Here is a 13,454-nt window from a genome sequence, read left to right on the forward strand (position 1 = left end):
TGATGAATACGATGATCGAACCAACAGCCGCAGAAATCAAACAAAAAAAGATCTATGCTGAATGGGGATTAACCGATGAAGAATACCGCATGATCGAAGAAGATATTTTAGGAAGAATGCCGAATTACACAGAAACGGGTCTTTTTTCTGTTATGTGGAGCGAGCATTGTTCGTATAAAAATTCGAAACCTGTTTTGCGCAAATTCCCAACTACTGGCCCGCAAGTACTTCAAGGTCCAGGTGAAGGAGCCGGTATCGTGGATATTGGCGATGGGCAAGCGGTCGTTTTCAAGGCAGAAAGCCACAACCATCCATCTGCAGTAGAGCCTTATGAAGGGGCTGCGACAGGAGTTGGCGGGATCATTCGAGATATTTTCAGTATGGGCGCTCGACCAATTGCACTTTTGGATTCATTAAGATTTGGCGAACTGAATCAGCCGCGGACAAAATACCTATTTGAAGAAGTTGTAGCTGGAATCGGCGGTTATGGAAACTGTATCGGTATCCCAACGGTCGGCGGAGAGATTGCATTTGATCCTTGTTATGAAGGAAATCCCTTAGTCAATGCGATGTGTGTAGGTTTGATTGAACACAAAGATATCCAAAAAGGCCAGGCAAAAGGTGTGGGTAATTCAATCATGTATGTTGGCGCGAAAACAGGACGCGACGGCATTCACGGTGCCACCTTTGCCTCAGAGGAATTCAACGAGGAAGAAGAGCAGCAGCGTTCTGCTGTCCAAGTCGGCGATCCGTTTATGGAAAAATTATTGCTGGAAGCTTGTTTGGAATTGATTTTAGACCATTCGGAAATCTTAATCGGTATTCAAGATATGGGGGCAGCTGGGCTGGTTTCTTCCAGTTCAGAAATGGCTTCGAAAGCTGGTTCGGGTTTGATTTTATATCTGGATGATGTACCGCAGCGGGAAACAGGTATGACACCATATGAGATGATGTTGTCAGAATCGCAAGAAAGAATGCTGATCTGCGTGAAGCAAGGATGCGAAGAAGAAGTCAAAGAATTATTTGCCAAATACGAACTTGATGCTGTAACGATTGGAAAGGTAACTGATGATGGACAGTATCGTTTGTATCACCGAGGAACAGAAGTAGCAAATATCCCGGTTGATGCACTGGCAGAGGAAGCGCCTGTTTACCACAAAGAAAAAGCAGAGCCGGAAAGAATCAAAGAGTTCCAAAACATGGAAAACTTTACACCTGAAATCAATGATTTTACAGAAACATTTAAAAATCTGCTGCAGCAGCCGACGATTGCGTCGAAAAAATCAGTGTATGAAACATACGATTCCCAAGTGCAGACAAATACAGTCGTTTGTCCTGGAAGTGATGCAGCAGTTGTTCGCATCCGAAAAACAAACAAAGCATTAGCGATGACTACAGATTGTAATGCACGTTATCTGTATCTTGATCCTGAAGTTGGCGGACAAATTGCCGTTGCAGAAGCTGCACGAAACATCGTTGCTAGCGGCGGGAAACCTTTAGCAATCACAGATTGTTTGAATTATGGTTCTCCAGATAAACCAGAAGGATTCTGGGAGCTTTGGACATCTGCGGACGGTATTGCAAAAGCTTGCGAAGTACTTGATACACCTGTTATTTCTGGGAATGTTTCTTTGTATAACGAAACAGACGGGAAAAGCATTTACCCAACACCAATGATCGGGATGGTCGGACTGATCGAGGATCTTGCCCACATCACAACGCAAGAATTCAAACAAGCAGATGATCTTATTTATGTCATCGGCGAAACGAAAGCTGATTTCAATGGCAGCGAATTGCAGAAGATGATGAACGGAAAAATCGAAGGACGATTGATGGACTTTGATTTAACAACTGAAAAAAGAAATCAAGAAATCGTGTTGGAGGCAATCAAAGCAGGTGTGATCCAAAGCGCCCATGACTGTGCGGAAGGCGGTTTGGCCATTGCAGCAGCAGAATCAGCGTTCAAAAATGAGTTAGGGGCAGAAATCCAAACAGATTTTCCAACTGAATGGCTGTTTGCTGAAACGCAATCAAGATTTGTTGTCTCTGTTCGCCCAGAAAACCAAGCAGTATTTGAGAAAATCGCCGGCCAGCAAGCTGTTTACATTGGAAAAGTGAAAGAGGAAGCTTCTCTGATCCTGCGTGGTGAAGGTGGAAGCATCGAGTGCGCAACTCACGAAGCGAAAAAACTTTGGGAGGAAGCTATTCCATGTCTTATGAAGTGAAAAGTTTGAACGAGGAATGCGGGATTTTCGGCGTTTGGGGCCATCCGGAAGCAGCCAGTGTGACGTACTTTGGTCTGCACAGTTTGCAGCATCGTGGTCAAGAAGGTGCGGGAATCGTTTCGAACGATGGAGGCAAACTTTTAGGCTATAGAGACCTCGGGCTGTTATCTGAAGTTTTTAAAGATGAACGAAAATTACAAGGTTTATCAGGAAATGCAGCGATTGGGCACGTCCGTTATGCAACAGCTGGAAACGGCAGCGTAGATAATATCCAGCCATTTTTGTTCAAATTTTATGATTGGTCCGTCGGGTTGGCGCATAACGGCAACCTGACAAATGCCAAAACATTGCGAAGAGAATTAGAGAAAGACGGCGCAATCTTCCATTCCAATTCTGATACGGAGATTTTGATGCATCTGATTCGCAAAAGTGAGGAAAAAACATTTCTTGAACAGCTGAAATCAGCACTTAACCAAGTAAAAGGCGGTTTTGCATATCTGCTGATGACAGAAGATGCAATGGTAGCTGCACTTGATCCAAATGGGTTCAGACCTTTGGCAATCGGACAAATGAAAAACGGCGCTTATGTAGTTGCTTCTGAAACCTGCGCGCTGGAAGTAATTGGTGCAGAATTCGTCCGTGACGTCCGCCCGGGAGAAATCGTGATCATCAATGACGAAGGAATGACGATCACCCAATATACGACAGAAACACAGTTATCGATCTGTTCGATGGAATATATCTATTTTGCACGACCAGATTCAAATATTGCTGGTGTCAATGTACATACAGCTAGAAAAAATATGGGCAAACGACTGGCGGAAGAAGCGCCAATCGAAGCGGACATGGTAGTAGGAGTTCCAAATTCTTCACTTTCAGCAGCAAGCGGGTATGCCGAAGCAAGCGGGATACCGTATGAGATTGGACTAGTAAAAAACCAGTACATCGCGCGGACATTTATCCAACCGACCCAAGAGTTGCGAGAGCAAGGTGTTCGAATGAAGCTTTCAGCTGTGCGCGGTGTCGTTGAAGGAAAAAAAGTCATCATGGTCGATGATTCGATCGTTCGCGGAACGACTAGTCGAAGAATCGTTAATCTTCTGAAAGAAGCTGGGGCAAAAGAAGTGCATGTCAGAATCGCTTCGCCGCCATTGAAATATCCTTGTTTTTATGGAATCGATATCCAAACAAGAAAAGAACTGATTGCTGCAAATCATGATATTGAAGAGATTCGTCAGTGTATCGGAGCAGATTCACTTAGTTTCCTCAGCGAAGATGGTTTGATCCAAGCGATTGGGTTAAAAGAAGATGCACCGTATTCTGGCTTGTGTATGGCTTATTTCAATGGGGATTATCCAACACCTCTCTATGATTACGAAGAGAAGTACCGAGCATCATTAAAAGAAAAAACTTCATTTTTCTAAAAGGAGAATCAGGAATGGCAAATGCGTATACCAATGCCGGCGTTGATGTAGAAGCTGGTTACGAAGTAGTAGAAAGAATCAAAAAACACGTAAAGAGAACAGAACGTTTAGGTGTTATGGGTGCACTTGGCGGTTTCGGCGGCTGCTTTGATCTTTCTTCGCTAAATGTACAAGAACCTGTTCTTGTTTCAGGAACAGACGGTGTTGGCACAAAATTGATGGTAGCAATCGGCGCAAACAAACATGAGACGATCGGTATCGATTGTGTCGCGATGTGTGTCAACGATATTTTAGCGCAAGGAGCAGAACCGCTTTATTTCCTTGATTACATCGCTACTGGAAAAAACCATCCGGAGCAGCTGGAAAAAGTTGTCGCCGGCGTTTCGGAAGGTTGCGTACAAGCTGGAGCTGCACTGATTGGCGGAGAAACAGCAGAAATGCCTGGGATGTACGGCGAAAATGACTATGATCTGGCAGGTTTCGCTGTCGGGATAGCTGAAAAAGCACGCTTGATCACAGGCGAAAATATCCAAGCTGGTGATGTGTTGATTGGACTTCCTTCAAGCGGTATCCATTCAAACGGCTACTCTCTTGTACGAAAAATCTTTTTTGAGGATCATCAATTGACGAACGAGAGCAGATTACCAGGATTTGAAGAAAATCTGGCAGAAGTCCTTTTGACACCTACGAGAATCTATACAAACGCGCTGCTTCCGCTAATCAAAGAAAATGCAATCAAAGGAGCTGCGCATATCACGGGCGGCGGTTTTGTTGAAAATATCCCGCGAATGCTGCCAGAAGGTTTGGCAGCGCAGATTGAAAAAGGAACCTGGCCTGTTTTGCCGATTTTCGAACAATTGGAAAAATATGGCGAGATCCCAGAAATGGAAATGTACGAGATTTTTAATATGGGTATCGGTATGGTTTTGGCGGTGGCGAAAGAAAAAGCAGAAAAAATCATTGAGCAATTAGCAGAAAACGATGAAAAAGCATACAATATCGGTCAAGTAATCGAAAAAACTTCTGCGAGCGTCGTCATTACTGGAGGCATTCGATGAAGATAGCTGTTTTTGCTTCGGGCAGCGGAAGCAACTTCCAAGTTTTAGCAGAAACGATTCAGAACAGCGAGCTTCCGGCGTCAATCGAATTGCTTTTTTGTGATCAGCCAGCTGCGTTTGTTTTGGAACGAGCGTCGAGATTGGGTATCGAGAAGCTGCAATTTTCACCAAAAGATTTTGTAAATAAGTCTGCCTATGAACAAGAACTTCTTACGTGTTTACGTGAAAAAGAAATCGATTTGATTCTTCTGGCTGGTTATATGCGGATCATTGGACCAAATCTGCTTTCAGCATACGAAAAACGAATCATCAATATCCATCCGTCTCTTTTGCCGGCGTTTCCTGGATTGCACGGTATAAGAGATGCTTATGAAGCCGGTGTGGCAGAAACAGGTGTGACAGTGCATTATATCGATGCGGGAGTCGACACAGGACCAATCATTCGCCAGAAAAAAGTAGCGATTTTGCCAGAAGATACATTAGCGAGTTTAGAAGAAAAAATCCATGCAGCAGAACACCAGATCTATCCAGAAGTCATCACAGAAATAATAACTAATTGGGGGCATATAAAGTGACACGAGCATTGATCAGCGTATCAGATAAAACAGGAGTCGAAACGTTTGCGAAAGGACTTTCGGATAAAGGAATCGAAATCATCTCAACCGGCGGAACAAAAAAAGCGTTAGAAGAAGCAGGTATTTCTGTTCTTTCGATCGAAGAAGTCACAGGATTTCCTGAAATGATGGACGGCCGAGTAAAAACACTGCATCCGAACGTCCATGGCGGTTTACTAGGCAGACGAGACCTTCAAAGTCATGTTGAAGCGATGGAAGAAGCAGGTATCCAACCAATCGATTATGTTTGTGTGAATTTATATCCATTTAAAGAAACAATCAAAAAGCCGGATGTCTCTACGGAAGAAGCTATTGAAAATATCGACATCGGCGGACCAAGTATGTTGAGAAGTGCAGCAAAAAACTATGCGTCAGTCACTGTAGTCACTGATCCTGCTGACTATGAACAAGTTCTGGAGGAAATCGATCAATTTGGCAAAACGCAAGCTGAGACAAGACAAAAATTAGCCGCGAAAGTGTTCCGTCACACAGCTGCCTATGATGCGCTGATTGCAGAGTATATGACTGGATTATCAGGAGAACAATGGACCGAGCAACTGACGATGACTTTCGAACATAAACAAAATCTTCGTTACGGCGAAAACAATCATCAACTCGCTGGTTTTTACCAAACACCGATTCCAGCGCCGTATTCGATTGCTTGTGCGAAACAGTTACATGGAAAAGAACTTTCCTACAATAATATCCGCGATGCTGATGCTGCTTTGCGGATCGCTAGAGAATACGATGAACCAACTGTTGTAGCGTTGAAACATATGAACCCGTGCGGAATCGGTACAGCAGATTCTATTGAAAAAGCTTGGGACTATGCTTATGAAGCTGATCCTGTATCGATCTTTGGCGGCATCATCGTTTTGAATCGCGAGGTAGACCAGCAGACAGCAGAAAAAATGCACAAATTATTTTTAGAAATCATTATCGCACCTTCTTACACACCAGAAGCTCTTTTGATTCTTCAAGGTAAGAAAAATGTCCGGCTGCTGGAATTGGATTTCAGCCAAAAAAACCAAGATCGTTCACCAGAATTTGTTTCGGTATTAGGCGGCGTGCTGGTTCAGGAACAAGATCAAATCAATGAAGATCCGGAAAACTGGACAGTTGTAACGGAAAAACAGCCAACTGAGGAAGAAAGAAAAGCACTTGAATTTGCTTGGAAAGCAGTAAAACATGTGAAATCCAATGCTATCGTCATCGCCAATGCTTCGCAGACTTTAGGTGTGGGTGCTGGTCAAATGAACCGTGTGGGATCAGTAAAAATCGCGATGGAGCAAGCGCAAGATCGTTTAGATGGTGCTGTATTAGCGAGTGATGCCTTCTTCCCAATGTCGGATTCTGTCGAATATGCGGCGCAGCACGGGATCAAAGCAATCATCCAGCCAGGCGGAAGTATCAAAGATCAGGACTCCATCGATATGGCGAATCGATACGGAATCGCTATGATTTTTACAGCAGTACGTCATTTCAGACATTGATCAAAGGAGAAAGAAAATGAAACTTTTGATAATTGGTTCAGGCGGAAGAGAACACGCAATAGGAAAAAAACTGCTTGAAAGCTCACTAGTCGCAGCTGTTTATTGTGCCCCTGGAAATCCAGGTATGAAGAAAACAGGTATCCAAACAGTAAATATCGCAGAAACAAACCACGAAGAATTGATTGCTTTTGCTAAAAATGAAGGAATCACATGGACGTTTGTTGGTCCTGAAGTTCCTTTGCTGAATGGGATCGTAGATGATTTTTCAGCAGCGGGATTAAAGATTTTCGGTCCTAAAAAGAAAGCAGCGCTAATCGAAGGATCGAAAAGTTTTGCCAAAAAATTGATGGAAAAATATCAGATTCCGACAGCGGCTTCTGAAACATTTACCGATTATGAAAAAGCACGACACTACATTGAGAAAAAAGGCGCGCCGATCGTCATCAAAGCAGATGGATTGGCCGCTGGTAAAGGTGTAGTCGTGGCAATGGATAAAGAAACGGCAATGAATGCAGCAAAAGAAATGCTGGAAGACCAAAAATTCGGCAAAAGCGGAAGCAGGATCGTTGTTGAAGAATTTTTGACAGGTGAAGAATTTTCTCTATTAGCTTTTGTTCGCGGCGAAGCGGTCTATCCGATGGTCATCGCTCAAGACCACAAGCGGGCGTTTGACGGTGACAAAGGACCAAATACTGGCGGTATGGGTGCCTATTCTCCCGTACCGCAGATTTCTGAAGCTGTTGTAAATCAAGCGGTTGAAACCGTCCTAAAACCTGCAGCGCGCGGACTGGCAGCGGAAGGTCGTTCGTTTACTGGTGTTTTATATGCCGGATTGATTGCTACGAAGACAGGACCAAAAGTGATCGAATTCAATGCGCGTTTCGGAGATCCGGAAACACAAGTCGTTTTAGCAAGACTGACCAGCGATTTGGCACAAATCATTACAGATTTACTCGAAGAAAAAGAGCCCGAAATTACTTGGGATGACAACTTTCATGTGGGTGTCGTTGCTGCCGCAAAAGGCTATCCTGGCGATTATCAAAGAAATATGGTTTTGCCTGATTTTTCTGACCTTGAACATGCAGATGTCTATTATGCAGGTGTCGCAGAAAAAGACGGACAGCTGGTTAGCGCGGGCGGGCGGATCTTTTTGATCGAAGCACAAGGGACGACGCTTGGAGAAGCGCAGGAGAAAGCATATCAGGTCTTGATGGAACACGAGATGCAGCATATTTTTTACCGAAAAGATATTGGAGAAAAAGGACTGTTGCGTCAGAGAAAAAGTGAACAGAGTTTAGTAAGATAAAAGCAGAAGGCTGGATTTTTCCAGCCTTTTTTGTTTCGAAAAGAGCAGAACGTCTAAAAAAACAGCTGTTTTGTAAAGCCTTTTCATAAAATATGTGCTACACTTTTATTTGATAGGACTATCAAGGAGGAATCACGATGAAAAAAGTAACATTAGGCACGACCAATCAAGAAGTTTCTTCAGTTATTCTTGGCTGCATGAGAATCAATAATGCAAAAGACCCAGTAGCTGTGATCGAAACAGCTGTCGAAAACGGAATCGACTTTTTCGACCATGCGGATATCTACAGCGGCGGCGAATGCGAGACGATTTTTGCTGAAGCATTGGCGAAAAGCAGTGTCAAAAGAGAAGATATCTTTTTACAGACGAAATGCGGGATCGTTCCAGGAAAAATGTTCGATTTCTCAAAAAAACATATCATCGAATCCGTGGAAGGCAGCTTGAAACGTCTGGGAACGGATCATGTTGATGCCTTGCTGCTGCACCGTCCAGATACATTGGTGGAACCTGAAGAAGTAGCAGAAGCCTTCGACGAATTGGAAAAATCAGGAAAAGTTCGTTATTTTGGTGTCAGCAACCAAAAACCAATGCAGATCGAATTGCTGAAAAAAACAGTAAAACAGCCGCTTGTGGCAAATCAGCTGCAATTTGGTTTAAAACACACTGGGATGATCGATCAAGGAATCCACGTGAACATGACAGATACAGCGAGTGTCGATCATGACGGCAGCGTGCTGGATTATTCCCGTTTGAATGATATGACGATCCAAGCGTGGTCGCCTTATCAATACGGATTTTTTGAAGGTGTGTTCATCGGAAATGAAAAATTCCCTGAACTAAATGAAAAATTGACCGAAATGGCTGAAAAATACCAAACGACACCAACAGGCTTGGCTTCAGCATGGATTTTGCGTCATCCTGCGAACATGCAAGTGATTGCCGGAACGATGAACACCGGCCGGATCAAAGAGATCGCGCAAGCAGCTTCGATCGTTCTTTCTCGCGAAGATTGGTATGAACTTTACCGCGCAGCAGGAAATATTTTGCCTTAAATCTTAAAAAGAACCTAAAAGCGAACAATTTCTTTAAAACATTAACAAATTCCTCTTGATTTTTTGCGATAATTAAGGTAAATTACTTAGGGCGCCGAAAAAAGCACCCAAAAACAAATTAATGTTCGTGTTTTGCTGAATATTAACGCCAGGAGGACAATTTGATGAAAGTATTTGACTACGAAGATATTCAATTAATCCCAAATAAATGTATCGTGAACAGCCGTTCGGAATGTGATACAACGGTGACTTTAGGTAACCATTCATTTAAAATGCCCGTCGTCCCTGCAAATATGCAAACGATTATCGATGACACGATTGCAGAATTTTTAGCTGAAAACGGCTATTTCTATATCATGCACCGTTTTGATGAAGCAGCACGTATTCCGTTTATCGAAAAAATGAAAAAACGCGGATTGATCACATCTATTAGTGTAGGAGTGAAGGACACAGAATATACTTTTGTCGAAGAGCTGGCAGAAAAAAATCTAGTCCCTGACTATATCACGATCGATATCGCTCATGGACATTCAAATTCCGTGATCAACATGATCCAACATATCAAAAAACACTTGCCGGATACATTCGTGATCGCCGGAAACGTTGGTACGCCAGAAGCAGTCCGTGAATTGGAAAATGCTGGGGCAGACGCAACAAAAGTCGGCATCGGACCTGGTAAAGTATGTATCACAAAAATCAAAACTGGTTTCGGTACAGGCGGCTGGCAGCTAGCTGCATTACGCTGGTGTGCAAAAGCAGCCCGTAAACCAATCATCGCAGACGGCGGGATCCGTACACCCGGAGATGTAGCAAAATCTGTTCGTTTTGGTGCGACGATGGTTATGATCGGTTCTTTATTTGCCGGACATGAAGAATCACCAGGCGAAACAAAAGTAGAAAACGGCGTCGTTTATAAAGAATACTTTGGTTCTGCTTCTGAATTCCAAAAAGGCGAAAAGAAAAATGTTGAAGGGAAAAAAATCTGGATCCAACACAAAGGTTCATTGAAAGACACGTTGATCGAGATGCAGCAAGATCTTCAATCTTCTATTTCTTATGCTGGCGGACGCGACTTAGAAGCAATTCGCAAGGTAGACTATGTTATCGTGAAAAACTCTATTTTCAATGGAGATACAATCTAATCCAACACAAGAAGCTGGCGCGTCCAGCTTCTTTTTTTATTCCACCGAAGTTCCAGACTGAAAAAAGAGAAATTTGCTATAATAAGAAAAACAATAAAACGCTGGAACGAAGCAGAAAGGACAAGATATGTGGGAACCGATTGAAAAGGGAAAAGGCCCTGCCTACAAACAAATGATGGAACAGGTCATCCAGCAGATTGAAAAAGGAAACCTTGATCCAGGACAAAAATTACCGCCGGAGCGCAAATTTGCTGAAGCATTTCAGGTCAATCGTTCAACAGCTGTCCGGACTTTTGAAGAATTGAAGGCAAGAGGGATCTTAGAAAGCAGACAAGGCAGCGGCTGGTATATCAACCAGCGATTATGGGAAAATACAGCGGCTTCAAGAGTTGATTGGCGGCAGCTTTTTTCGCAAAAATACGAACAAAAACAAGATCGCTACAGCCAAAAAATCTTAGAAGCAAAAAAAGCAGATGCGGCTTTTATTGATCTTTATACTGGAGAGATGCCGCATGGGATTTTGCCGAAGTTCCATTTCCCGGAACTTTCGTGGGAAATGATTTTTGAACAAGAGGCAGCTATCAGTACCTTGGGCTATTTGCCTTTAAGAGAGCGCGTCAAAAACTATTTGGCGAAGGGTCAAGATTTATCTATTGATCAGCTGATGATCACAGCAGGGGGACAACAGGCGATTTTCCTTATTTTGCAAACGCTGCTTTCTGCTGGCGATGCCATTGCGGTAGAGTCGCCCTCCTTTTTTTATCAGAATCCTTTATTCGAGGCAGCGGGTATTCGGTTGTTTGGCATACCGATGGACCAAGAAGGGATGAAACTTGATTATTTGGAGAAAGCGATCATGAAACACAAAATCAAAATGGTGATGGTCAATCCAAATTTTCAAAATCCTACAGCTGTCGTCATGAGTGAACAGCGGAGAAGAGCGTTGATCGACTTGTGCCGAAAACACAGACTTCCGATTGTTGAAGATGATGTTTTTTCAGAATTGGATTTAACGAACGACCCCGTTTTGCCGCTGCGTGTCCTTGATCCGGAAAATGTCCTATACATTGGTTCTTTATCCCGTGTTTTAGGAAAAACGACAAAGATAGGCTGGATCACAGCACCTCGATCATTAGTTTCGAAGTTAGCTTCTGCTCAGGAGATGATGGAACTTTCTCTGGGGATTCTTCCGCAATTGGCAGCAGCTAGTTTGTTCGAAGAAGATTTCGCACAAAAAGTAGAAGAAATCAGAAAAATCCTTTTAATTAAGAAAAAACAGCTCCTTCAATGGGAGAAAACACAGGCGTTCTTCCAAGTCCAGCCGATTCCCGGAGGTTATTATGCTTGGCTAACTTGGAATGGGAAAAAGATGGATAAAATAGTTGCCGAACAAGCGCTGAAATTTGGATTAGGCGTAGCGCCGGGCTATTTATTCGGACAATCTGAAGGGATGAGGATCAATTTCAGCCGCTTAGAAAAAGAACTTTTGCCTGCTTTTTCTGAAAAGATGACACAGTTATCTGAACTGCTGTATTCTTGACTGGAAATAGCATAAAAGAACGATTTTGGACAAAATATCTATAGGCGAAGGCAAAAGAAACCAATACAGAACATTGGTTTCTTTTGCTTTTTTGCTGTTGTAATAAATAAATGACGCACCCGAAAAAAGCTGCTTATCCATTGTGTAGAAAATCACGAGAAAAATATAGTAAGCGGATTTTTTTATTTGTGTATAACAATGAGAAGTATTTAACAGACCTGTGCTATATTTTTGACAAAACGAGAATCTTATGGATGAAAAAGCTGATATAAACCGTTTTCTTATTTGTGACTATATTCACTAACGCTGTCATATCAACGAATAACGCATGAAATTTTTCTCGTGAAATTTTATGCTTTTAGCTTGTATTTCTCTTGAATACATGATAATTTATAAATGAAGCCGGTTAAATAGTGATACAGATTCGATTACTGTTTCAGTGGCAGAGTTGAAGAGAATTTCGGATAAATGAGAGAGGAATGTGTGATAAATGGCTAACAAGAAAACACCAATCGACTTCCAAGCGCTGCTAGATGAAGTCAATGCAGAATTCCCAGTATATCAAGCACTTGATCAAGATGGGAAAGTAGTAAACAAGGATTTAGTACCTGATTTGTCAGATGATGAATTAGTTGAATTGATGACTCATATGGTATGGTCACGTGTATTAGACCAACGTTCAACTGCATTGAACCGCCAAGGACGCTTAGGATTTTTCGCCCCAACAGCTGGACAAGAAGCAAGTCAGCTTGCAAGTCAATTTGCTTTTGAGAAAGAAGATGTACTTCTTCCTGGATATCGTGATGTGCCTCAGCTTGTTCAACATGGTTTACCTTTAACGCAAGCATTTTTATGGTCTAGAGGACATGTTGCCGGAAACTTCTATCCTGAAGAATTGAAAGCTCTACCACCGCAAATCATTATTGGTGCACAATACATCCAAGCTGCTGGTGTAGCTTTAGGATTGAAAAAACGCAATAAAAAGAATGTTGTGTTTACTTATACAGGTGATGGCGGTTCTTCCCAAGGAGATTTCTACGAAGCAATCAACTTTGCCGGTGCGTATCATGCGAACGCTGTATTTTATATCCAAAACAATGGATTTGCGATCTCTACACCAAGAGAAAAACAAACAGCAGCGAAAACATTAGCACAAAAAGCTGTCGCAGCAGGAATCCCTGGTATCCAAGTAGACGGCATGGATCCATTAGCAGTTTATACAGTATCTAAAATGGCAAGAGAATGGGCAGCAAACGGAAATGGTCCGGTATTGATCGAGACCCTTACTTACCGTTATGGTCCACATACATTATCTGGGGATGACCCAACCCGTTACCGTTCAAAAGACCTTGATGGCGAATGGCAGCAAAAAGATCCATTGATCCGTTTCCGTAAATATTTGGAAGAAAAAGGATTATGGTCTGAAGCAAAAGAAGAAGAAGTGATTGAAAAAACAAAAGAAGAAATCAAAGAAGCAATTGCTGAAGCAGATAAAGTGCCAAAACAAAAAGTTTCTGATTTCTTGAGAAATATGTTTGAAGTCCCACCACAAAGCATTAAAGAACAAATTGCAATTTATGAAGCGAAGGAGTCGAAATAA

The 13,454-nt window shown here is 42.6% G+C and carries 10 protein-coding genes; all 10 read left to right on the top strand.

The window, feature by feature from the left end; translation table 11 throughout:
- The first annotated feature begins 2 nt into the window (after positions 1 to 2).
- Positions 3 to 2,225 carry a phosphoribosylformylglycinamidine synthase subunit PurL gene (gene purL, locus IGI64_RS05335; protein ID WP_429940756.1) on the top strand — a complete coding sequence of 741 codons (2,223 nt, stop codon included), beginning with the start codon at positions 3 to 5 and terminating at the stop codon, positions 2,223 to 2,225.
- Complete coding sequence (gene purF / locus IGI64_RS05340; protein WP_429939767.1) at positions 2,210 to 3,649, top strand: amidophosphoribosyltransferase; 1,440 nt, start codon at positions 2,210 to 2,212, stop codon at positions 3,647 to 3,649. The genes purL and purF overlap by 16 nt, the downstream gene beginning before the upstream one ends.
- Positions 3,650 to 3,663: 14 nt before the next feature.
- The gene (gene purM, locus IGI64_RS05345; RefSeq protein ID WP_429939769.1) at positions 3,664 to 4,707 is read left to right on the top strand and encodes a phosphoribosylformylglycinamidine cyclo-ligase; all 1,044 of its coding nucleotides are present in this window, start codon (positions 3,664 to 3,666) and stop codon (positions 4,705 to 4,707) included.
- Positions 4,704 to 5,282: a phosphoribosylglycinamide formyltransferase gene (purN, locus tag IGI64_RS05350; RefSeq protein WP_429939770.1), complete on the top strand. Its 579-nt coding sequence runs from the start codon at positions 4,704 to 4,706 to the stop codon at positions 5,280 to 5,282. Before purM ends, purN begins: the two co-directional genes overlap by 4 nt.
- Positions 5,279 to 6,814: a bifunctional phosphoribosylaminoimidazolecarboxamide formyltransferase/IMP cyclohydrolase gene (gene purH, locus IGI64_RS05355; protein WP_429939772.1), complete on the top strand. Its 1,536-nt coding sequence runs from the start codon at positions 5,279 to 5,281 to the stop codon at positions 6,812 to 6,814. Before purN ends, purH begins: the two co-directional genes overlap by 4 nt.
- 16 nt (positions 6,815 to 6,830) lie before the next feature.
- Positions 6,831 to 8,120, top strand: a complete 1,290-nt coding sequence (purD, locus tag IGI64_RS05360; RefSeq protein ID WP_429939774.1) for a phosphoribosylamine--glycine ligase — start codon at positions 6,831 to 6,833, stop codon at positions 8,118 to 8,120.
- A 137-nt stretch (positions 8,121 to 8,257) separates the two neighbouring features.
- Positions 8,258 to 9,172 (top strand): aldo/keto reductase, encoded by a 915-nt coding sequence (locus IGI64_RS05365; protein ID WP_429939775.1) that lies wholly within the window; start codon positions 8,258 to 8,260, stop codon positions 9,170 to 9,172.
- Positions 9,173 to 9,336: 164 nt separating this feature from the next.
- On the top strand, positions 9,337 to 10,314 hold the full coding sequence (guaC, locus tag IGI64_RS05370) for a GMP reductase (protein ID WP_429939777.1): 978 nt from the start codon (positions 9,337 to 9,339) through the stop codon (positions 10,312 to 10,314).
- A gap of 127 nt (positions 10,315 to 10,441) precedes the next feature.
- The gene (locus IGI64_RS05375; RefSeq protein ID WP_429939778.1) at positions 10,442 to 11,854 is read left to right on the top strand and encodes a PLP-dependent aminotransferase family protein; all 1,413 of its coding nucleotides are present in this window, start codon (positions 10,442 to 10,444) and stop codon (positions 11,852 to 11,854) included.
- 490 nt (positions 11,855 to 12,344) lie between these two features.
- Positions 12,345 to 13,454, top strand: coding sequence for a pyruvate dehydrogenase (acetyl-transferring) E1 component subunit alpha (pdhA, locus tag IGI64_RS05380; RefSeq protein ID WP_016625315.1), 1,110 nt, complete (start codon positions 12,345 to 12,347; stop codon positions 13,452 to 13,454).

This window comes from Enterococcus sp. DIV0210g (genome assembly GCF_050559705.1).
Lineage (GTDB): Bacteria > Bacillota > Bacilli > Lactobacillales > Enterococcaceae > Enterococcus_B > Enterococcus_B faecalis_A.

Bases quoted from the DNA above. Each gene is read 5' to 3' on its own strand.
- purL (WP_429940756.1), top strand. From the start codon at position 3: ATGAATACGATGATCGAACCAACAGCCGCAGAAATCAAACAAAAAAAG.
- purF (WP_429939767.1), top strand. From the start codon at position 2,210: ATGTCTTATGAAGTGAAAAGTTTGAACGAGGAATGCGGGATTTTCGGC.
- purM (WP_429939769.1), top strand. From the start codon at position 3,664: ATGGCAAATGCGTATACCAATGCCGGCGTTGATGTAGAAGCTGGTTAC.
- purN (WP_429939770.1), top strand. From the start codon at position 4,704: ATGAAGATAGCTGTTTTTGCTTCGGGCAGCGGAAGCAACTTCCAAGTT.
- purD (WP_429939774.1), top strand. From the start codon at position 6,831: ATGAAACTTTTGATAATTGGTTCAGGCGGAAGAGAACACGCAATAGGA.
- IGI64_RS05365 (WP_429939775.1), top strand. From the start codon at position 8,258: ATGAAAAAAGTAACATTAGGCACGACCAATCAAGAAGTTTCTTCAGTT.
- guaC (WP_429939777.1), top strand. From the start codon at position 9,337: ATGAAAGTATTTGACTACGAAGATATTCAATTAATCCCAAATAAATGT.
- IGI64_RS05375 (WP_429939778.1), top strand. From the start codon at position 10,442: ATGTGGGAACCGATTGAAAAGGGAAAAGGCCCTGCCTACAAACAAATG.
- pdhA (WP_016625315.1), top strand. From the start codon at position 12,345: ATGGCTAACAAGAAAACACCAATCGACTTCCAAGCGCTGCTAGATGAA.